Source organism: Escherichia sp. MOD1-EC7003, from assembly GCF_002965065.1.
Taxonomy (GTDB): Bacteria; Pseudomonadota; Gammaproteobacteria; order Enterobacterales; family Enterobacteriaceae; genus Escherichia.
Genome location: NZ_PTRE01000084.1, coordinates 1 through 21,524, shown reverse-complemented (window position 1 = coordinate 21,524; position 21,524 = coordinate 1). Strand labels below are relative to the sequence as shown.

The following is a 21,524-nucleotide window of genomic DNA, read 5'->3' as shown; positions in this document are numbered from 1 at the left end:
ACTTATCCAGGGCGGCACAACGCTGTAAGCGGCTTGCGCCTGAGAATGGCATTTGCGTCGTCGTGTGCGGCACAAAGAACAAAGAAGAGGTTTTGACCCATGACAGATAAACGCAAAGATGGCTCAGGCAAATTGCTGTATTGCTCTTTTTGCGGCAAAAGCCAGCATGAAGTGCGCAAGCTGATTGCCGGTCCATCCGTGTATATCTGCGACGAATGTGTTGATTTATGTAACGACATCATTCGCGAAGAGATTAAAGAAGTTGCACCGCATCGTGAACGCAGTGCGCTACCGACGCCGCATGAAATTCGCAACCACCTGGACGATTACGTTATCGGTCAGGAACAGGCGAAGAAAGTGCTGGCGGTCGCGGTATACAACCACTACAAACGTCTGCGCAACGGAGATACCAGCAATGGCGTCGAGTTGGGCAAAAGTAACATTTTGCTGATCGGTCCGACCGGTTCCGGTAAAACGCTGCTGGCTGAAACACTGGCGCGCCTGCTGGACGTCCCGTTTACCATGGCCGACGCGACCACGCTGACCGAAGCCGGTTATGTGGGCGAAGACGTTGAAAACATCATTCAGAAGCTGTTGCAGAAGTGCGATTACGACGTACAGAAAGCGCAGCGCGGGATTGTCTACATCGATGAAATCGACAAGATTTCTCGTAAGTCAGACAACCCGTCCATTACCCGAGACGTTTCCGGTGAAGGCGTACAGCAAGCGCTGTTGAAACTGATCGAAGGTACGGTAGCTGCTGTTCCACCGCAAGGTGGGCGTAAACATCCGCAGCAGGAATTCTTACAGGTTGATACTTCTAAGATCCTGTTTATCTGTGGCGGTGCGTTTGCCGGTCTGGATAAAGTGATTTCCCATCGTGTAGAAACCGGCTCCGGCATTGGTTTTGGCGCGACGGTAAAAGCGAAATCCGACAAAGCAAGTGAAGGCGAGCTGCTGGCGCAGGTTGAACCGGAAGATCTGATCAAGTTTGGTTTGATCCCTGAGTTCATTGGTCGTCTGCCGGTTGTAGCAACGCTGAATGAGCTGAGCGAAGAAGCGCTGATTCAGATCCTCAAAGAGCCGAAAAACGCCCTGACCAAGCAGTATCAGGCGCTGTTTAATCTGGAAGGTGTGGATCTGGAATTCCGTGACGAGGCGCTGGATGCTATCGCTAAGAAAGCGATGGCGCGTAAAACCGGTGCTCGTGGTCTGCGTTCCATCGTAGAAGCCGCACTGCTCGATACCATGTACGATCTGCCGTCCATGGAAGATGTCGAAAAAGTGGTTATCGACGAGTCGGTAATTGATGGTCAAAGCAAACCGTTGCTGATTTATGGCAAGCCAGAAGCGCAACAAGCATCTGGTGAATAATTAACCATTCCCATACAATTAGTTAACCAAAAAGGGGGGATTTTATCTCCCCTTTAATTTTTCCTCTATTCTCGGCGTTGAATGTGGGGGAAACATCCCCATATACTGACGTACATGTTAATAGATGGCGTGAAGCACAGTCGTGTCATCTGATTACCTGGCGGAAATTAAACTAAGAGAGAGCTCTATGAATCCTGAGCGTTCTGAACGCATTGAAATCCCCGTATTGCCGCTGCGCGATGTGGTGGTTTATCCGCACATGGTCATTCCCTTATTTGTCGGGCGGGAAAAATCTATCCGTTGTCTGGAAGCGGCGATGGACCATGATAAAAAAATTATGCTGGTCGCGCAGAAAGAAGCTTCAACGGATGAGCCGGGTGTAAACGATCTTTTCACCGTCGGGACCGTGGCCTCTATATTGCAGATGCTGAAACTGCCTGACGGCACCGTCAAAGTGCTGGTCGAGGGGTTACAGCGCGCGCGTATTTCTGCGCTCTCTGACAATGGCGAACACTTTTCTGCGAAGGCAGAGTATCTGGAGTCGCCGACCATTGATGAGCGGGAACAGGAAGTGCTGGTGCGTACCGCAATCAGCCAGTTCGAAGGCTACATTAAGCTGAACAAAAAAATCCCACCAGAAGTGCTGACGTCGCTGAATAGCATCGACGATCCGGCGCGCCTGGCAGATACCATTGCTGCGCATATGCCGCTGAAACTGGCTGACAAACAGTCCGTTCTGGAGATGTCCGACGTCAACGAACGTCTGGAATATCTGATGGCGATGATGGAATCGGAAATCGATCTGCTGCAGGTTGAGAAACGCATTCGCAACCGCGTTAAAAAGCAGATGGAGAAATCCCAGCGAGAGTACTATCTGAATGAGCAAATGAAAGCTATTCAGAAAGAACTCGGCGAAATGGACGACGCGCCGGATGAAAACGAAGCCCTGAAGCGCAAAATCGACGCGGCGAAAATGCCGAAAGAGGCAAAAGAGAAAGCGGAAGCAGAGCTGCAGAAGCTGAAAATGATGTCTCCGATGTCGGCAGAAGCAACCGTGGTGCGTGGTTATATCGACTGGATGGTGCAGGTGCCGTGGAATGCGCGTAGCAAGGTCAAAAAAGACCTGCGTCAGGCGCAAGAAATCCTTGATACCGACCATTATGGTCTGGAGCGCGTGAAAGATCGCATCCTTGAGTATCTTGCGGTTCAAAGCCGTGTAAACAAAATCAAGGGACCGATCCTCTGCCTGGTTGGGCCGCCGGGGGTAGGTAAAACGTCACTGGGTCAGTCCATCGCCAAAGCTACCGGACGTAAATATGTCCGTATGGCGCTGGGCGGCGTGCGTGATGAAGCGGAAATCCGCGGCCACCGTCGTACTTACATCGGTTCAATGCCGGGTAAATTGATCCAGAAAATGGCGAAAGTGGGCGTGAAAAACCCGCTGTTCCTGCTCGATGAGATCGACAAAATGTCTTCTGATATGCGTGGCGATCCAGCTTCCGCACTGCTTGAAGTGCTGGATCCAGAGCAGAACGTAGCGTTCAGCGATCACTACCTGGAAGTGGATTACGACCTTAGCGATGTGATGTTTGTCGCGACGTCGAACTCCATGAACATTCCGGCACCGCTGCTGGATCGTATGGAAGTGATTCGCCTCTCCGGTTATACCGAAGATGAAAAACTGAACATTGCCAAACGCCACCTGTTGCCGAAGCAGATTGAACGTAATGCACTGAAAAAAGGTGAGCTGACCGTCGACGATAGCGCCATTATCGGCATTATTCGTTATTACACCCGTGAGGCGGGCGTGCGTGGTCTGGAGCGTGAAATCTCCAAACTGTGTCGCAAAGCGGTTAAGCAGTTACTGCTCGATAATTCTTTAAAACATATCGAAATTAACGGCGATAACCTGCATGACTACCTCGGTGTTCAGCGTTTCGACTATGGTCGCGCGGATAACGAAAACCGTGTCGGTCAGGTAACCGGTCTGGCGTGGACGGAAGTGGGCGGTGACTTGCTGACCATTGAAACCGCGTGTGTTCCGGGGAAAGGCAAACTGACCTATACCGGTTCGCTGGGCGAAGTGATGCAAGAGTCTATTCAGGCGGCGTTAACGGTGGTTCGTGCGCGTGCGGAAAAACTGGGGATCAACCCTGATTTTTACGAAAAACGCGACATCCACGTCCACGTACCGGAAGGTGCGACGCCGAAAGATGGTCCGAGTGCGGGTATTGCTATGTGCACCGCGCTGGTTTCTTGCCTGACCGGTAACCCGGTTCGTGCCGATGTGGCAATGACCGGTGAGATCACTCTGCGTGGTCAGGTACTGCCTATCGGTGGTTTGAAAGAAAAACTGTTGGCAGCGCATCGCGGCGGGATTAAAACAGTGTTAATTCCGTTCGAAAATAAACGCGATCTGGAAGAGATTCCTGACAACGTAATTGCCGATCTGGACATTCATCCGGTGAAGCGCATTGAGGAAGTTCTGACTCTGGCGCTGCAAAATGAACCGTCTGGCATGCAGGTTGTGACTGCAAAATAGTGACCTCGCGCAAAATGCACTAATAAAAACAGGGCTGGCAGGCTAATTCGGACTTGCCAGCCTTTTTTTGTCTCGCTAAGTTAGATGGTGGATTGGGCTTGCCCTTATTAAGGGGTGTTGTAAGGGGATGGCTGGCCTGATATAACTGCTGCGCGTTCGTACCTTGAAGGATTCAAGTGCGATATAAATTATAAAGAGGAAGAGAAGAGTGAATAAATCTCAATTGATCGACAAGATTGCTGCAGGGGCTGATATCTCTAAAGCTGCGGCTGGCCGTGCGTTAGATGCTATTATTGCTTCCGTAACTGAATCTCTGAAAGAAGGGGATGATGTAGCACTGGTTGGTTTTGGTACTTTTGCCGTTAAAGAGCGTGCTGCCCGTACTGGCCGCAACCCGCAGACCGGTAAAGAGATTACTATCGCTGCCGCTAAAGTACCAAGCTTCCGTGCAGGTAAAGCACTGAAAGACGCGGTAAACTAAGCGTTGTCCCCAGCGGGGATGTGACGAAGTTCAAGGGCGCATCTACTGATGTGCCTTTTTTATTTGTATTCGGTGACTTTCTGCCTCTTGTGGGCTGACAATTGCCCCCGTTTCTTGTCACAATAGGCCTTTGCGCGCATCGATACGTTGCGTGAGGTACACAGTCATCTACAGCGGAGTGTTGTTACACCATGATGGACAGCTTACGCACGGCTGCAAACAGTCTCGTGCTCAAGATTATTTTCGGTATCATTATCGTGTCGTTCATATTGACCGGCGTGAGTGGTTACCTGATTGGCGGAGGCAATAACTACGCCGCAAAAGTGAATGACCAGGAAATCAGCCGTGGGCAGTTCGAGAATGCCTTCAACAGCGAGCGTAATCGCATGCAGCAACAGCTGGGCGATCAATACTCAGAGCTGGCAGCAAACGAAAGCTATATGAAAACCCTGCGTCAACAGGTGCTGAATCGTCTGATCGACGAGGCGCTGCTGGATCAGTACGCTCGTGAGCTGAAACTGGGTATCAGCGATGAGCAGGTTAAACAGGCGATTTTCGCGACCCCAGCCTTCCAGGTTGACGGCAAATTTGATAACAGCCGCTATAACGGTATCCTCAATCAGATGGGGATGACCGCCGATCAGTACGCGCAGGCGCTGCGTAACCAGCTCACCACCCAACAGCTGATTAACGGCGTTGCCGGTACCGATTTTATGCTGAAAGGTGAAACCGACGAGCTGGCGGCACTGGTAGCTCAACAACGCGTGGTGCGTGAAGCGACTATCGATGTTAACGCGCTGGCGGCGAAGCAGCCTGTGACCGAACAGGAAATTGCCAGCTACTACGAACAAAACAAAAACAATTTCATGACTCCGGAACAATTCCGCGTGAGTTACATCAAGCTGGATGCCGCAACGATGCAGCAATCGGTTAGCGATGCGGATATCCAGAGCTACTACGATCAGCATCAGGATCAATTCACCCAGCCACAGCGTTCTCGCTACAGCATCATCCAGACCAAAACTGAAGATGAAGCGAAAGCGGTACTTGATGAGCTGAATAAAGGCGGTGATTTTGCTGCGTTAGCCAAAGAAAAATCTGCCGATATTATCTCTGCCCGTAATGGCGGCGATATGGGGTGGTTAGAAGATGCCACTATCCCGGACGAACTGAAAAATGCCGGTCTGAAAGAAAATGGCCAACTGTCTGGTGTCATCAAATCATCGGTCGGTTTCCTGATTGTACGTCTGGACGACATTCAGCCAGCGAAAGTGAAGTCGTTAGATGAAGTCCGTGACGACATTGCAGCGAAAGTGAAACACGAAAAAGCCCTCGATGCGTACTACGCGCTGCAGCAGAAAGTGAGTGATGCGGCAAGCAATGACACTGAGTCTCTGGCAGGTGCAGAGCAAGCTGCGGGCGTTAAAGCTACTCAGACTGGTTGGTTCAGCAAAGATAATCTGCCGGAAGAGTTGAACTTCAAGCCGGTTGCAGACGCTATCTTCAACGGCGGTCTGGTAGGTGAAAACGGTGCGCCAGGCATCAATTCTGACATCATCACCGTAGACGGCGATCGCGCATTCGTGTTGCGCATCAGCGAGCACAAACCGGAAGCGGTGAAACCGCTGGCAGATGTTCAGGAACAGGTCAAGGCATTGGTTCAGCACAACAAAGCTGAACAACAGGCGAAAGTGGATGCTGAAAAACTGCTGGTTGATCTGAAAGCGGGCAAAGGTGCAGAAGCCATACAGGCTGCCGGTCTGAAATTTGGTGAGCCGAAAACCTTAAGCCGTACCGGTCGTGACCCGATTAGCCAGGCAGCGTTTGCACTGCCACTGCCAGCGAAAGACAAACCGAGCTATGGTATGGCGACCGATATGCAAGGCAATGTGGTTCTGCTGGCACTGGACGAAGTGAAACAAGGTTCAATGCCGGAAGAACAGAAAAAAGCGATGGTGCAGGGTATCACCCAGAACAACGCACAAATCGTCTTTGAAGCGCTGATGAGTAACCTGCGTAAAGAGGCGAAAATCAAAATTGGCGATGCGCTGGAACAGCAATAATCCTGAAGCCGCCTCGCAAAAAAATGCTTTGCAGCTGTAACAAGAAAAGGTCGCTTTCGCGGCCTTTTCCATTTCTGAACATTGCCATTTGTTTACTGTTTTCACTGCCGTTAAGGTGATTCCACTGTTAACAAACAAGGAGAAAACAGTATGAAACACGGAATTAAAGCACTGCTCATTACCCTGTCCCTGACCTGTGCCGGAATGTCTCATAGCGCGCTGGCGGCTGCTCCTGCGGCGAAACCGACGGCGGTAGAAACCAAAGCGGAAGCTCCTGCAGCACAAAGTAAAGCAGCAGTACCGGCGAAAGCCAGTGACGAAGAAGGCACCAGGGTCAGCATTAATAATGCCAGCGCAGAAGAGCTGGCCCGCGCGATGAATGGCGTTGGCCTGAAGAAAGCGCAGGCGATTGTCAGCTATCGCGAAGAGTACGGTCCGTTTAAAACGGTGGAGGATCTAAAGCAGGTGCCGGGGATGGGCAATTCGCTGGTGGAACGTAATCTGGCGGTATTAACTCTGTAGTTAATTTGCATAGTGGCAATTTTTTGCCAAACTGAAGAGGTCATACCAGTTATGACCTCAGTACTGATAACAGTTCCTATAACAACAACGTAAGGTTATTGCGCTATGCAAACACAAATCAAAGTTCGTGGATATCATCTCGACGTCTACCAGCACGTAAACAACGCTCGCTACCTTGAGTTTCTCGAAGAAGCCCGCTGGGATGGGTTGGAAAATAGCGACAGTTTTCAGTGGATGACCGCCCATAACATCGCCTTCATCGTGGTCAATATCAATATTAACTATCGTCGCCCGGCGGTATTAAGCGACCTGTTAACCATTACCAGTCAGTTGCAGCAATTAAACGGTAAAAGCGGCATCTTAAGCCAGGTCATCACACTGGAGCCGGAAGGGCAGGTGGTGGTGGATGCGCTTATTACGTTTGTTTGTATTGATCTTAAAACGCAGAAAGCATTAGCTCTGGAAGGGGAATTGCGCGAAAAGCTGGAGCAGATGGTGAAGTAAACGTTTTGTTGTGCCGGATGCTCAAGCTGCATCCGGCGATAACCGGAATAATTACTTCAACCCGGTTTTCTGCTTCATTGCCGCCATCACCATCGGTCTGTCGGCCAGATAATGATTCAAACCGTTGGCGCGTAAATTACATGCTGCGCAATGACCGCAACCGTCGCCTTTAATGCCGTTATAGCAGGTCAGCGTTTCGTTACGTACTAAATCCAGCTTGCCGTAATAATCTGCCAGCGCCCAGGTTTCCGCTTTATCAATCCACATCAGTGGCGTTTCAAAACGAATATCTTTCGCCATGCCCAAACTGACGGCATGGTTTAGTGCTTTCACAAACTCATCGCGGCAATCCGGGTAGCCGGAGAAATCTGTTTCGCAGACGCCGGTAATCACGGCTTCTGCTTTTACCTGATACGCATATATCGCCGCCAGCGTCAGGAACAAAATATTACGCCCTGGGACGAACGTATTCGGGATGCCATCGGCTTCAGGTTCATAATCAGGCACCGGAATGCTGTCACGCGTCAGGCTGCTGACCGCCAGTTCGTTAAGCAGGGTAACATCCAGCACCTTATGCGCGCGTGCCCCCAGTTTTAGCGCCAGTTCGCGTGCCACGTCGATTTCTGCGCGATGTCGCTGACCGTAATCGAACGTCACGCAATGGACTTCATCATATTGTTGTAATGCCTGCACCAGACAGGTGGTGGAATCCTGGCCTCCACTGAACACAACGACAGCACGTTTCATAGATAATCCTGCTTGAACAATAAAAGCGTTATGGTAACGCCTGCGATTAACCCGGACCAGCTCTTCATTGCGACGGTGCGGGAAGCCAGGCTTCGGTAAATTCAAACCAGCCGCGCGGAGTCAGCCGCACACCGTTCACGCCGGGCGGGGCGCTAATGCGATAGTGATAGTTGAACAGCGGCGTCAGCGTCGCGTCTGCCATTAACTGGCAAAAAACCGTTTTCAGGGCATTAAATCGGTTTTCCTCATCAGGCATTACTTGCACCGCGTCCAGTGTCGATTGCAGATGTGTATAGGCTGGAGCGTCAAAAACATGTGGCCAAAGCGGATCGCAACGTAGCCACTGCTCCAGGGTATATTCCGGTGCTTCACCAATTAACCTGTCGCCCATCATGAGGTCTGCTTGTGCCAGTGGGGTCGTGTCGTCCCAGTTTTTTGCGTTATGAAAAATAATGGTAAGTTCACAGCCTTCCGCAGCCAGCGTCGCCTGTAAACGTTCTGCCATGGTATGAAGTTCTATCGGCAGGTGGTAAACCAGCGTCAAAGTTTCCGGTAGTTTTATCTCATCCGGTACTTGCCATTGCGGAATAGTCCAGCCTGGCAGCAATGCATGACTGGCGGTGATCAGGTTTTCTCCGACTTCTAATGTTTGTAATAAACTGGATTGATGAATAATGGAGATCACTTTTCGCGCCTGCCAGAGGGACAGCCGGGGACTTTTGCGCAATGTTAAATAGCAAAAACCTAAACTGATGCCGCTACTGACCTGGCTGACCCGTGGCAACTCCTCTGGTTTGCCGATAGTAATTTGCACGGGATGCTGACAACTGGTTCCCACATCATTTTCAAAAAGCGGTGGAGTTATCCAGTACTCAACCGCTTTAAGCAGCGGATGACGTAAATGGTAATAATCATGGCTTTCCAGGCGCACCAGTTCCGCTGTGAAGTGTGTTAAGCGAAATGGACCCGTGCCAATCTGTGGGAATTGCGGATGCGCCAGATGGCTGCAATAGCTCGCCAGTCGGTGCGCAAGCCAGTAATCGGGGCAATGTAAAAAGAAAGTCAGACACTGCGGATGGGTGACTTCAATACGCTTCACGCTAATAAATAATTGCTCCAGTGCTGGCAGTTGTAACAGCATCAATAACCGCTGGTGTAAGTGTGTGGCTTTTAGTGCATCGCCGTTATGCCAGTGTAGGGTTGAGCGAAGATAAAAATCCCAGCGTAACCCGTCAGCAGAGGTTTCCCAGTGATGCGCTAAATCGCCAATCGGGCGCTGGGTTTTATTATCGAAGCGGGCCAGGCCGGAAAATATCTGCCCGGCGAGATGCTGCTCGGCACGGCCAGGCAAAAAGCCCGGTTGTAACGGTTCGAGTGGGCGATAGTAGGGAATACGCAACGTTGGCGTATCGTTTTGCCATTGCCCGCCCATAAACGGCTGTAACAGCGTGCGCAGCTCACCCGGGGCCAGTTGCGCCAGTTCCAGCACATCTTGCTGCTTTCCGGTTTCCAGTGCCTGTTCCATCATCGCATTGCGTAGCGATTCCGGCGTGACCAGAAAGCGTAGTTGCCCGCGCTTTCCGCGTCCTGACTGCGCCTGCCACTCCAGCCATCCCGCCTCCTGTGCCTGACGTAACAGCGTACGAACATGGCGTTCGCTGCAAAAACAGCGTTTGGCCAGTTCGCTGACGGTGACAGATTGCGGCCTTCCGGCAGAAGGCTGCCATAGACGTTGATACTGGTTAAGACGGTTGAGCAGTCGCATATAAATCCGGAACAAAATTATTTAACTATTCACTATTACTTCCGTATATATCAGGTGATACTCAATCACCATTAACCGTGTCACAGAGTGGAGAAAGAAATGGCTCGTCTGGCAGCATTTGATATGGACGGCACTTTATTGATGCCTGACCATCATTTCGGTGAGAAGACCCTCTCTACTTTGGCGCGGCTGCGTGAACGCGGCATTACCCTCACTTTTGCCACGGGACGTCATGCGCTGGAGATGCAGCATATTCTCGGAGCGCTATCGCTGGATGCGTATTTGATTACCGGCAACGGAACGCGCGTGCATTCTTTGGAAGGTGAGCTTTTACATCGTGATGATTTACCCGCAGATGTCGCGGAGCTGGTGTTGTATCAGCAATGGGATACTCGAGCCAGCATGCATATCTTCAATGACGATGGTTGGTTTACCGGACAAGAAGTCCCGGCATTGTTGCAAGCGTTTGTGTATAGCGGTTTCCATTACCAGATTATCGATGTCAAAAGAATACCGCTCGATCGCGTCACCAAGATCTGCTTCTGTGGCGATCACGACGATCTTATGCGTTTGCAGACCCAGCTAAGTGAAGCCTTAGGTGAACGTGTGCATTTATGTTTCTCCGCAATTAATTGCCTGGAAGTGCTGCCGGTGGGCTGCAATAAAGGCGCAGCGCTGAAGGTGCTGACGCAACATTTAGGGTTTTCGCTGCGTGACTGTATGGCTTTTGGTGATGCGATGAACGATCGCGAAATGTTAGGCAGCGTCGGTAGCGGCTTTATTATGGGCAATGCGATGCCGCAACTGCGCGCGGCGCTCCCACATTTACCGGTGATTGGACATTGCCGAAATCAGGCTGTCTCTCACTATTTGATGCACTGGCTGGACTATCCACATCTACCTTATTCCCCCGAATAACGAGATCCCTTCCAGCACCGGGCAATTGCCCGGTTTTTTTTGTTTGATTTGTCATTTTGTGCTGTGGTGTTTAAACCGCACAGAATAAATTGTTGCCATTTCACCTTTAAAATAGAATGAAAAGAGGAAAAAATTCTCTGTGAAAGGGCTATGTTAGATAAAATTGATCGTAAGCTGCTTGCCTTACTACAGCAGGATTGCACTCTCTCTTTGCAGGCACTGGCTGAAGCCGTTAATCTGACAACCACCCCCTGCTGGAAGCGTCTGAAACGGCTGGAGGACGACGGTATCCTTATCGGCAAAGTCGCCCTGCTGGATCCAGAAAAAATTGGCCTCGGGCTGACTGCGTTTGTGTTGATAAAAACGCAACATCACAGCAGCGAATGGTATTGCCGCTTTGTCACGGTGGTTAGTGAAATGCCAGAAGTACTGGGGTTCTGGCGCATGGCCGGTGAATACGACTATCTGATGCGCATCCAGGTTGCCGACATGAAACGTTACGACGAGTTTTATAAGCGTCTGGTAAACAGCGTGCCGGGGCTGTCGGACGTCACTTCCAGTTTCGCGATGGAACAGATTAAATACACCACTTCTTTACCCATCGAATAAATATCCAGAATCAGGTCAGGACACAACGCGTGCGATTATTTGCTCAATTAAGCTGGTATTTCCGTCGGGAATGGCGTCGCTATCTCGGGGCCGTCGCCTTGCTTGTCATTATCGCGATGCTGCAACTGGTTCCACCAAAAGTGGTTGGTATTGTTGTCGATGGCGTGACAGAACAACACTTTACTACCGGGCAGATCCTGATGTGGATCGCCACCATGGTGCTGATTGCAGTTGTGGTTTATCTCCTGCGTTACGTCTGGCGCGTATTGCTATTCGGCGCGTCTTATCAACTGGCTGTTGAACTGCGTGAAGATTATTACCGTCAGCTAAGCCGCCAGCATCCTGAGTTTTACCTGCGTCATCGCACGGGGGACCTCATGGCTCGTGCGACCAATGACGTCGATCGGGTCGTGTTTGCCGCCGGAGAAGGGGTGCTGACGCTGGTGGATTCACTGGTGATGGGCTGCGCAGTGTTGATTATGATGTCGACGCAAATTAGCTGGCAGTTAACTTTAATCGCGCTGTTACCGATGCCAGTGATGGCGATCATGATTAAGCGCAACGGCGATGCCTTGCATGAACGCTTTAAGCTGGCACAGTCGGCGTTTTCCAGTCTTAATGACCGCACTCAGGAAAGCCTCACCAGTATCCGCATGATTAAAGCCTTTGGTCTGGAAGATCGCCAGTCGGCGTTATTTGCCGCGGATGCCGAAGATACCGGCAAAAAAAACATGCGGGTGGCGCGTATTGATGCCCGTTTTGACCCGACCATCTATATCGCGATTGGCATGGCGAACTTGCTGGCAATTAGCGGTGGTAGTTGGATGGTGGTGCAGGGCAGTTTAACGCTGGGCCAGCTCACCAGTTTTATGATGTATTTAGGTTTGATGATCTGGCCGATGCTGGCGTTGGCGTGGATGTTTAACATTGTAGAACGAGGTAGTGCTGCATACAGCCGTATTCGCGCGATGCTGGCTGAAGCGCCAGTGGTGAACGATGGTAGCAAACCCGTGCCGGAAGGGCGTGGCGAACTGGATGTGAATATTCGTCGGTTTACGTATCCGCAGACTAACCATCCTGCGCTGGAAAACGTCAATTTCGTACTGAAACCCTGTCAGATGCTGGGCATTTGCGGGCCGACCGGCTCCGGCAAAAGTACCCTGTTGTCGCTCATTCAGCGTCATTTCGACGTCAGCGAGGGGGATATTCGCTTTCATGATATTCCTCTGACGCAGTTGCAACTCGATAGCTGGCGTAGCCGCCTGGCGGTGGTCAGTCAGACGCCATTCCTTTTTTCCGACACCGTGGCGAATAACATCGCGCTGGGTTGCCCGAATGCCACCCAGCAAGAGATTGAATTCGTAGCACGGTTAGCCAGCGTACATGACGATATTTTGCGTCTGCCGCAAGGTTACGATACAGAAGTGGGCGAGCGCGGCGTGATGCTTTCCGGTGGACAAAAGCAGCGTATTTCCATTGCTCGTGCGTTACTGGTGAATGCTGAAATTCTTATTCTGGATGATGCGCTTTCGGCGGTGGACGGACGCACAGAGCACCAGATCCTGCATAACCTGCGCCAGTGGGGGCAGGGAAGAACAGTAATCATCAGTGCCCATCGTCTTTCTGCACTGACGGAAGCCCGTGAAATTATTGTGATGCAGCACGGACATATCGCCCAGCGTGGCAACCATGATGCGTTGGCACAACAAAGCGGCTGGTATCGCGATATGTATCGCTATCAACAACTGGAGGCGGCGCTCGACGACGCTCCGGAAATTCGCGAGGAGGCCGTTGATGCGTAGTTTTAGCCGACTGTGGCCGACTCTCAAGCGCCTGTTAGCGTACGGTTCGCCGTGGCGTAAACCGCTGGGGGGTGCAGTGGTGATGATGTGGGTGGCGGCGGCGGCAGAAGTGAGCTGCCCGCTGCTCATCAGCTATTTTATCGACAATATGGTAGCGAAAAACAACCTGCCGTTGAAAGTGGTTGCAGGGCTGGCTGCGGTGTATGTTGGGCTGCAACTGTTTGCTGCTGGGTTGCATTATGCGCAATCGCTACTCTTTAATCGTGCGGCGGTTGGTGTTGTGCAACAGTTGCGTACCGACGTGATGGATGCGGCGTTACGCCAGCCATTAAGCGAATTTGATACCCAGCCTGTCGGGCAGGTGATTTCCCGCGTCACTAATGACACTGAAGTGATCCGCGATCTCTATGTTACCGTAGTGGCAACTGTCCTGCGTAGCGCCGCACTGGTGGGCGCGATGCTGGTGGCGATGTTCAGCCTCGACTGGCGAATGGCGCTGGTGGCGATAATGATTTTCCCGGTGGTGCTGGTGGTAATGGTGATATATCAGCGTTACAGCACGCCGATTGTCCGCCGTGTGCGCGCCTATCTGGCAGATATCAATGACGGCTTTAACGAAATTATCAACGGCATGAGCGTCATCCAGCAGTTTCGTCAGCAGGCGCGATTTGGCGAACGTATGGGCGAGGCCAGTCGTTCGCATTATATGGCGAGGATGCAAACCCTGCGCCTCGACGGTTTTTTGCTGCGCCCCCTGCTGAGTCTGTTTTCATCGCTCATTCTTTGTGGCTTGCTGATGCTGTTTGGCTTCTCCGCCAGTGGCACCATTGAAGTGGGCGTGTTGTATGCGTTTATCAGCTATCTTGGGCGACTTAACGAACCATTAATCGAACTGACCACGCAACAGGCGATGCTGCAACAGGCTGTTGTTGCTGGTGAGCGCGTGTTTGAGTTGATGGACGGACCGCGCCAGCAATATGGCAATGATGATCGCCCGTTACAGAGCGGCACCATCGAAGTCGATAACGTGTCATTTGCTTATCGTGATGACAATCTGGTGCTAAAGAACATTAATCTCTCTGTGCCTTCGCGTAACTTTGTGGCGCTGGTCGGGCATACCGGCAGTGGCAAAAGTACCCTCGCCAGTTTATTGATGGGCTATTACCCGCTAACGGAAGGTGAGATTCGCCTTGATGGTCGTCCATTAAGTTCGCTAAGTCACAGCACGCTGCGCCAGGGCGTGGCGATGGTGCAGCAAGATCCGGTGGTGCTGGCAGATACCTTCCTCGCCAACGTGACGCTGGGGCGTGATATCTCCGAAGAACGTGTCTGGCAAGCGCTGGAAACCGTGCAACTGGCAGAGCTGGCGCGCAGTATGAGCGACGGTATTAATACGCTGCTGGGTGAACAGGGGAATAACCTCTCGGTTGGACAAAAGCAATTGCTGGCACTGGCGCGCGTGTTGGTGGAGACGCCGCAAATCCTGATCCTTGATGAGGCTACCGCCAGCATTGATTCCGGTACTGAACAGGCGATTCAGCACGCTCTGGCGGCGGTGCGTGAACATACCACGCTTGTGGTGATTGCTCACCGCTTATCGACCATTGTCGATGCCGACACTATTTTGGTGCTTCATCGTGGGCAAGCTGTGGAGCAGGGCACTCACCAGCAACTGTTGGTGGCCCAGGGACGCTACTGGCAGATGTATCAACTGCAACTTGCGGGCGAAGAGCTGGCAGCCAGCGTGCGTGAAGAGGAATCATTGAGCGCCTGAATAGCGCAATATTTCATCGTTGGTGCAAAAATGTAACGCACTGTGCACTGTCATAGTGCGTTTTTATTTTCAATCTTCTTAACTTCCTGCTCTCTTTCTCGTTTTTCATTTCTGGCACACCGCTTGCAATACCTTCTTCGTGTAGCAGAACCATTACCGAATTCTGACCGGAGGGGATCTATGAAGCTGGTGACCGTGATAATCAAACCATTCAAGCTGGAAGACGTTCGTGAAGCGTTATCTTCCATTGGTATTCAGGGCCTGACCGTCACCGAAGTCAAAGGTTTCGGGCGTCAGAAAGGGCATGCCGAGCTGTACCGGGGGGCAGAATACAGCGTCAACTTCCTGCCAAAAGTAAAAATTGATGTGGCAATTGCTGATGACCAACTCGATGAAGTGATCGATATCGTCAGCAAGGCGGCCTACACCGGAAAAATTGGCGACGGCAAAATCTTCGTCGCTGAATTGCAACGCGTCATTCGTATTCGTACCGGCGAAGCCGACGAAGCGGCGCTGTAATCTCTGGCACACAGCAACAGGAACGAAAAATGAAGATAGCGACGATAAAAACTGGGCTTGCTTCACTGGCGATGCTGCCGGGACTGGTAATGGCTGCACCTGCGGTGGCTGATAAAGCCGACAATGCGTTTATGATGATTTGTACTGCGCTGGTGCTGTTTATGACTATTCCGGGGATTGCCCTGTTTTACGGTGGGTTGATTCGCGGCAAAAACGTGCTGTCGATGCTGACGCAGGTGACGGTGACGTTTGCACTGGTCTGTATTCTCTGGGTGGTTTACGGTTACTCGCTGGCGTTTGGTGAGGGCAACAACTTCTTTGGCAACATTAACGGGGTGATGCTGAAAAACATCGAACTGACGGCGGTGATGGGCAGCATTTATCAATATATCCACGTGGCGTTTCAGGGATCTTTTGCCTGCATTACCGTAGGCTTGATCGTCGGGGCGCTGGCAGAACGGATCCGCTTCTCAGCTGTACTGATTTTTGTGGTGGTATGGCTGACGCTCTCCTACATTCCGATTGCGCATATGGTGTGGGGCGGCGGTTTGCTGGCTTCTCACGGTGCGCTGGATTTCGCGGGCGGCACGGTGGTGCATATTAACGCCGCAATCGCCGGTCTGGTGGGCGCGTATTTGACAGGCAAACGTGTGGGTTTCGGTAAAGAGGCGTTCAAACCGCACAACCTGCCGATGGTCTTCACCGGGGCTGCCATTCTCTATATCGGTTGGTTTGGCTTTAACGCTGGGTCCGCGGGCACCGCGAATGAAATCGCGGCACTGGCATTTGTGAATACAGTGGTCGCAACGGCGGCGGCAATTCTTGGCTGGATCTTCGGTGAATGGGCGCTGCGTGGCAAGCCTTCACTGCTGGGGGCGTGTTCTGGCGCGATTGCGGGGCTGGTCGGTGTGACGCCTGCCTGTGGCTATATTGGTGTTGGCGGCGCGTTGATTATCGGCGTGGTGGCAGGTCTGGCTGGTTTGTGGGGTGTCACTATGCTCAAACGTCTGCTGCGGGTGGATGATCCCTGCGATGTCTTCGGGGTACACGGCGTTTGCGGCATTGTCGGCTGTATCATGACCGGGATTTTTGCCGCCAGCTCACTGGGCGGCGTGGGCTTCGCTGAAGGTGTGACGATGGGGCATCAGGTGCTGGTACAGCTGGAAAGCATCGCCATTACGATTGTATGGTCTGGTGTGGTGGCGTTTATTGGCTACAAACTGGCAGATCTGACAGTTGGTCTGCGTGTACCGGAAGAGCAGGAGCGAGAAGGGCTGGACGTCAACAGCCACGGCGAGAATGCCTATAACGCGTAACCAGCAATCAAATGCAATTTAGCCTGATGCGCTTATCAGGCCCACAATGAAAATCACAATTTGTTGAATTTACAAGAATTGGTCGGCCGGATAAGGCGTTTACGCCGCATCCGGCATCAACAAAAGCACGTGACCAACCATCTCACAGCCGGACGGTTTTCACCTCCGGCTATTTTTTTAATTGTGATTACGCATAACCCCTTCCTGAACCGTTGAGGCAACCAACACGCCGTCCTGGGTATAAAACTCGCCGCGCACAAAGCCGCGTGCGCTGGACGCCGAAGTACTCTCCACGCTATACAGCAGCCATTCGTTCAAATTAAACGGTCGATGAAACCACATGGAATGGTCAATGGTGGCAATCTGAATCCCCGGTTCGAGAAAACCGATGCCGTGCGGCTGTAAAGCTACCGGCAGAAAGTTAAGATCAGAAGCGTAACCGAGCAGATACTGATGAACGCGCAGATCATCCTGCACGCTACCATTTGCGCGGATCCACACCTGACGATGCGGTTCTGCGACGTGGCCTTTCAGCGGGTTATGAAACTCTACCGGGCGAACTTCCAGCGGACGATCGCTGATAAATTTATCTTTCAGCACCGGCGGCAACAGGTGCGCCAGCGATTGGGCGATTTGTGTTTCCGAAGGCAGGCCATCAGGCGCTGGCGCGGGCGGCATTGTTTTTTGATGTTCGAACCCCACTTCTGGTGCCTGGAAAGAGGCGGTCATATAAAAAATCGGTTTGCCGTTTTGAATAGCAGCAACCCGGCGGGCGCTGAAGCTGTTACCGTCACGCAGCGTTTCGACATCATAAATAATCGGCTTCTTACTATCACCCGGGCGAAGAAAGTAGCTATGAAACGAATGTACCAGCCGTTCTTCAGGGACGGTCTCTTTTGCAGCATACAAGGCCTGACCCACGACCTGGCCGCCAAACACCTGGCGTAAACCTAAATCTTCACTCTGGCCGCGAAAGAGTCCCTCCTCAATTTTTTCCAGGTTTAACAATGTCAGTAAATTTTTTAGCGCCTGACTCATATAACTCTCCAGTAACAAAGCTGCCGCAGCAAGCCAAAGTGAGTTGAGTATAACGCAAATTTGCCACTGGTCCGATGGGTGCAATGGTCTGAATTACGGGCTAATTACAGGCAGAAATGCGTGATGTGTGCCACACTTGTTGACGTTACTATTTTGTTAACCACTCTTCCGGCGAGGAAAGTTAGCCCGCTGGTGCATTGATAATAGGGAGAAGTGAATGAAACTCGTGCACATGGCCAGTGGTTTAGCGGTTGCGATTGCGTTGGCGGCTTGCGCAGATAAAAGCGCGGATATTCAGACGCCAGCACCGGCTGCAAATACGTCTATTTCAGCAACACAACAACCTGCTATCCAGCAACCGAATGTCTCCGGCACCGTCTGGATCCGTCAGAAAGTCGCACTGCCGCCTGACGCTGTGCTGACCGTGACACTTTCTGACGCGTCGTTAGCCGATGCTCCGTCAAAAGTGCTGGCGCAGAAAGCGGTGCGTACCGAAGGTAAACAGTCGCCATTCAGCTTTGTTCTGCCATTTAACCCGGCAGATGTTCAGCCGAACGCGCGTATTCTGTTGAGTGCGGCGATTACCGTGAATGACAAACTGGTCTTTATTACCGATACCGTTCAGCCGGTGATCAACCAGGGGGGAACTAAAGCCGACCTGACATTAGTGCCGGTACAGCAAACTGCCGTGCCGATTCAGGCCAGCGGTGGCGCAACGACTACCGTACCTTCGACTTCACCAACCCAGGTGAATCCGTCTTCGGCTGTTCCTGCTCCTACGCAATATTAAGCGAAGTTAACCCTCTCAGCCCTGAGAGGGTTAGTAGTTCCAGCGATAACGCTGTAAGTCGATTTGCCCGCTTCCCGATACCATCACACCTTCTGCCAGTAATGCCTGTCGCTGACGCTGTAAATCAGGTCCGGTTAGCGAAATTGCGCCGTAGCGATTAACCACCCGGTGCCAGGGCAAGGTGCTGCCTTCGGGGAGACGCTTTAACACACCGCCCACCTGGCGCGCGGCGCGGGGCGCTCCCGCCAGTTTCGCCACATCACCGTAAGTGGTGACATAGCCTTCGGGAATAGCGGCTACGATTTGCCAGACCCGTTGGGGAAATGAATCTTCTTTTTCCATCTTTTCTTCCTGAGGCAATTTTTCAGCATAATCTGGAAAAACGCCCGAGTGAAGCCGCATTGTGCAAGAAACCAGCATCTGGCACGCAATGTGTTGCAATTAGCCGGGACAGCAGTAATAATGCGCCTGCGCGTTGGTTCTCAACGCTCTCAATGGGGCTCTGTTGGTTCTCCCGCAACGCTACTCTGTTTACCAGGTCAGGTCCGGAAGGAAGCAGCCAAGGCAGATGACGCGTGTGCCGGGATGTAGCTGGCAGGGCCCCCACCCATTTCAGCCTTCCACCGTTTCGTCAAAAAAAACAATATAGCTAAACTTTAACCACAACTGACGTCGCAAGAATTGTCTGGCTGCGCAGTACGCTTCGGAGGTATGCCTGATGAAGTATGTTGATGGTTTTGTGGTTGCCGTTCCTACCGTTGACATCCTCCACGCCCTGCAGGACAGGGATTCCTACGACGTTCAGGCTGTCGCCTGAATCATTTCGGTGGGTTCCTGCTTCAACGGGCGGCCTGACTGCACCATCCCTCCACAGGCAAGAACGGCGTGCCCCGCCGCTAAAATGTTACGAGCGCCGTTTACATCGGCGTTCGCTGTATATCCACAAGCCCGACACACGAATTTACTTTGTGTCAGGCGGTTTTCTTTCGCGGTATGACCACAGCACGCGCAACGCTGGCTTGTGTACGCTGGCGGTACTGCCAGTACCTGACCTCCACGCCAGCGCTGCTTGTACTCAAGCTGGCGGCGCATTTCATACCAGCCCTGCTCCAGTATCGAACGGTTTAAACCTGATTTTGCCCGGACATTGCGCCCCGGCTGGCTGACCGTACCCGCTGCTGACTTTGACATGTTGCTGACCTTCAAATCCTCAATAACTATCATTGCGTGGTTTTTGCTGATTGTCGTTGTGACTTTGTGAAGGTAGTCCCTGCGGATATTTGCGATACGGGAATGCAGTTGCTGTATTTTGCCTTTCTGCTTCTGCCAGTTGTTGCTGAATTTGACCTTGCGGCTTAACTGTCGCTGAAGTCTCGCCAGCGTCTTCTGGTTTTTCTGAAAACTGTTTACAGGCTCGTCGTCAGCCCTAAAATTCACAAATGTTGCCCGGCCCAGCGTAAGAAATCCTCCTTCGGTAATGCCTTGCTGTAGAGCCAGCCCTGGCCGTAGTGCACGCCATGCTGGCGTAACCACTCTTCTTGTTTACTGGTTTCGATTCCCTCGGCTACCATTTTCAGTTTCAGTGTTTTTGCCATTTCGATGATATGCGGCGTGACATTTTTATATTCCAGCGCATCAACGAAGGATTTATCGCTCTTCAGAATGTCGACATCCAGATCCTGTAAATAACTTAAACTTGAATACCCCGTACCAAAATCATCGAGATAAATCTCATGGCCCGCCTCCCGGTAGCGAGAAATTATCGGGGCGCTGATTTTCGGATCGGCAAACTCGCGTTCCGTGAGTTCAAGAGCGATCTGTCTGGGATTAACCTGATAGTGATTGATCATTTCACGCAGTAATTGCGGGATTTTTTCCGAGGTGAGCACGGTGGATTCAAGATTGATCGAAATATGCTGCTGCGGATGCTGACGCAGCCAGTCGCCCATATCTTCAAAGACGCTTCTTATAATCAGTAGCGTCAATGGCTCAGAAAGGCCCGTTTGCTGTGCCAGCGGGATAAAACTATCTGGTGACAACCAACAACCATCTGTCTGCGGCCAGCGCGCCAGTGCCTCAGCACCGACAATTTTGCCATTGGCTAAGGAGACAATCGGCTGATAGTGCACGCAAATATCACGATTTTCGATAGCATCCAGCAGCCGATGATGCGGTGACTGGATACGGCGCAAAATACGCAGCACAAACATCGCTGCCAGCAGGCCAATGACTAACCCGAGCGGTAACCAGATAAAGACTTGCCGATGCCAGCCTTGCTGCAACATTTTCGCTGAAGCCCAGGTGATGATCGAAATATTCATCTCCGGGAAGGGCAGGATATCGTAAATGATTCCATTATTTTCGATATGCTCACCGGGTGTTTTTTGTAGACGGGTTATAATTCCCTGAGCAATTTCATCGCTGCTGGTTATGACAACATTATGGGCATTGCCAATAATAGCGGTATCAATTTGCCATGAGCTATAGGGAATGACATCAATAAAGGAAGCGGGGTCGATCATGACGACATAATGTGCCGTTCCCATGGCGATCATGTAACGTATAATACCTAAATCGTTATGCGAGGTTAACCAGACCCGATAACCCTCTTTCGAAATCTTACCTGGCTCGGGGAAGGTATCGGGCGGGCTTTCATGCTCCAGAGACGAACACTGGGGAACGTTGTTATTAATATAACTGTCAACGCCAAGATTATTGGCCGTTTTTCGCCATTTTTAATGTCCGCTATTGGTCATTAAT

General features: G+C 51.7%; 17 protein-coding genes, 1 other RNA gene and 2 pseudogenes. 14 read left to right on the top strand and 6 right to left on the bottom strand.

The features are described from left to right. The first annotated feature begins 99 nt into the window (after positions 1–99). From clpX to fadM, 6 genes are all read left to right on the top strand, one after another. Positions 100–1,374, top strand: a complete 1,275-nt coding sequence (clpX, locus tag A7090_RS15570) for an ATP-dependent protease ATP-binding subunit ClpX (protein WP_000130305.1) — start codon at positions 100–102, stop codon at positions 1,372–1,374. 187 nt (positions 1,375–1,561) lie between these two features. Continuing rightward, positions 1,562–3,916 (top strand): endopeptidase La, encoded by a 2,355-nt coding sequence (lon, locus tag A7090_RS15565; protein ID WP_021568279.1) that lies wholly within the window; start codon positions 1,562–1,564, stop codon positions 3,914–3,916. A gap of 190 nt (positions 3,917–4,106) precedes the next feature. Continuing rightward, positions 4,107–4,397, top strand: a complete 291-nt coding sequence (gene hupB / locus A7090_RS15560) for a nucleoid-associated protein HU-beta (RefSeq protein WP_254892905.1) — start codon at positions 4,107–4,109, stop codon at positions 4,395–4,397. Between the two features lie 191 nt (positions 4,398–4,588). Further along, positions 4,589–6,460 (top strand): peptidylprolyl isomerase, encoded by a 1,872-nt coding sequence (gene ppiD, locus A7090_RS15555; RefSeq protein WP_105274698.1) that lies wholly within the window; start codon positions 4,589–4,591, stop codon positions 6,458–6,460. 150 nt (positions 6,461–6,610) lie between these two features. Next, positions 6,611–6,982, top strand: a complete 372-nt coding sequence (locus A7090_RS15550; protein ID WP_105274697.1) for a helix-hairpin-helix domain-containing protein — start codon at positions 6,611–6,613, stop codon at positions 6,980–6,982. A 105-nt stretch (positions 6,983–7,087) separates the two neighbouring features. Then, the gene (fadM, locus tag A7090_RS15545) at positions 7,088–7,486 is read left to right on the top strand and encodes a long-chain acyl-CoA thioesterase FadM (RefSeq protein ID WP_105274696.1); all 399 of its coding nucleotides are present in this window, start codon (positions 7,088–7,090) and stop codon (positions 7,484–7,486) included. Between the two features lie 51 nt (positions 7,487–7,537). Here the strand turns inward: fadM and queC are convergent, their stop codons facing one another. Both queC and A7090_RS15535 read right to left on the bottom strand, forming a co-directional pair. Continuing rightward, positions 7,538–8,233, bottom strand: coding sequence for a 7-cyano-7-deazaguanine synthase QueC (queC, locus tag A7090_RS15540; RefSeq protein ID WP_105274695.1), 696 nt, complete (start codon positions 8,231–8,233; stop codon positions 7,538–7,540). A gap of 64 nt (positions 8,234–8,297) precedes the next feature. Further along, entirely contained in the window at positions 8,298–9,998 is a 1,701-nt protein-coding gene (locus tag A7090_RS15535) for an SgrR family transcriptional regulator (RefSeq protein ID WP_105274694.1), read from the bottom strand. 99 nt (positions 9,999–10,097) lie between these two features. On the opposite strand from A7090_RS15535, the gene cof reads away from it, so the two are divergent. The 6 genes from cof (at position 10,098) to amtB (ending at position 16,936) form a co-directional block, all read left to right on the top strand. Continuing rightward, positions 10,098–10,916 carry an HMP-PP phosphatase gene (gene cof, locus A7090_RS15530; RefSeq protein ID WP_105274693.1) on the top strand — a complete coding sequence of 273 codons (819 nt, stop codon included), beginning with the start codon at positions 10,098–10,100 and terminating at the stop codon, positions 10,914–10,916. 150 nt (positions 10,917–11,066) lie between these two features. Next, on the top strand, positions 11,067–11,525 hold the full coding sequence (gene decR / locus A7090_RS15525) for a DNA-binding transcriptional regulator DecR (RefSeq protein ID WP_105274692.1): 459 nt from the start codon (positions 11,067–11,069) through the stop codon (positions 11,523–11,525). Between the two features lie 29 nt (positions 11,526–11,554). Continuing rightward, positions 11,555–13,327, top strand: coding sequence for a SmdA family multidrug ABC transporter permease/ATP-binding protein (locus A7090_RS15520; protein ID WP_105274691.1), 1,773 nt, complete (start codon positions 11,555–11,557; stop codon positions 13,325–13,327). Then, positions 13,320–15,101: a SmdB family multidrug efflux ABC transporter permease/ATP-binding protein gene (locus A7090_RS15515; protein WP_105274690.1), complete on the top strand. Its 1,782-nt coding sequence runs from the start codon at positions 13,320–13,322 to the stop codon at positions 15,099–15,101. The genes A7090_RS15520 and A7090_RS15515 overlap by 8 nt, the downstream gene beginning before the upstream one ends. Before the next feature lie 180 nt (positions 15,102–15,281). Beyond that, positions 15,282–15,620 (top strand): P-II family nitrogen regulator, encoded by a 339-nt coding sequence (glnK, locus tag A7090_RS15510; protein WP_000780338.1) that lies wholly within the window; start codon positions 15,282–15,284, stop codon positions 15,618–15,620. Between the two features lie 29 nt (positions 15,621–15,649). Next, positions 15,650–16,936, top strand: a complete 1,287-nt coding sequence (gene amtB / locus A7090_RS15505) for an ammonium transporter AmtB (RefSeq protein WP_105274689.1) — start codon at positions 15,650–15,652, stop codon at positions 16,934–16,936. Between the two features lie 177 nt (positions 16,937–17,113). Here amtB and tesB read toward each other — a convergent pair whose 3' ends face one another. After that, complete coding sequence (gene tesB / locus A7090_RS15500; protein WP_105274688.1) at positions 17,114–17,974, bottom strand: acyl-CoA thioesterase II; 861 nt, start codon at positions 17,972–17,974, stop codon at positions 17,114–17,116. A gap of 217 nt (positions 17,975–18,191) precedes the next feature. Between tesB and A7090_RS15495 the strand changes: the two genes are divergently transcribed. Then, positions 18,192–18,764 (top strand): YbaY family lipoprotein, encoded by a 573-nt coding sequence (locus A7090_RS15495; protein ID WP_105274687.1) that lies wholly within the window; start codon positions 18,192–18,194, stop codon positions 18,762–18,764. A gap of 30 nt (positions 18,765–18,794) precedes the next feature. On the opposite strand, the gene A7090_RS15490 is transcribed toward A7090_RS15495, so the two are convergent. Next, the gene (locus A7090_RS15490) at positions 18,795–19,106 is read right to left on the bottom strand and encodes an MGMT family protein (protein ID WP_198599590.1); all 312 of its coding nucleotides are present in this window, start codon (positions 19,104–19,106) and stop codon (positions 18,795–18,797) included. A gap of 161 nt (positions 19,107–19,267) precedes the next feature. Between A7090_RS15490 and ffs the strand changes: the two genes are divergently transcribed. Then, an RNA gene (gene ffs / locus A7090_RS15485) (signal recognition particle sRNA small type) lies at positions 19,268–19,364 on the top strand. 201 nt (positions 19,365–19,565) lie between these two features. Here ffs and A7090_RS15480 read toward each other — a convergent pair. Both A7090_RS15480 and pdeB read right to left on the bottom strand, forming a co-directional pair. Then, positions 19,566–20,180 (bottom strand): annotated as a pseudogene (locus tag A7090_RS15480) (RNA-guided endonuclease InsQ/TnpB family protein); the annotation flags it as partial. 17 nt (positions 20,181–20,197) lie between these two features. Continuing rightward, positions 20,198–21,460, bottom strand: a pseudogene (pdeB, locus tag A7090_RS15475) (cyclic-guanylate-specific phosphodiesterase PdeB); the annotation flags it as partial. Between the last annotated feature and the right edge of the window lie 64 nt (positions 21,461–21,524).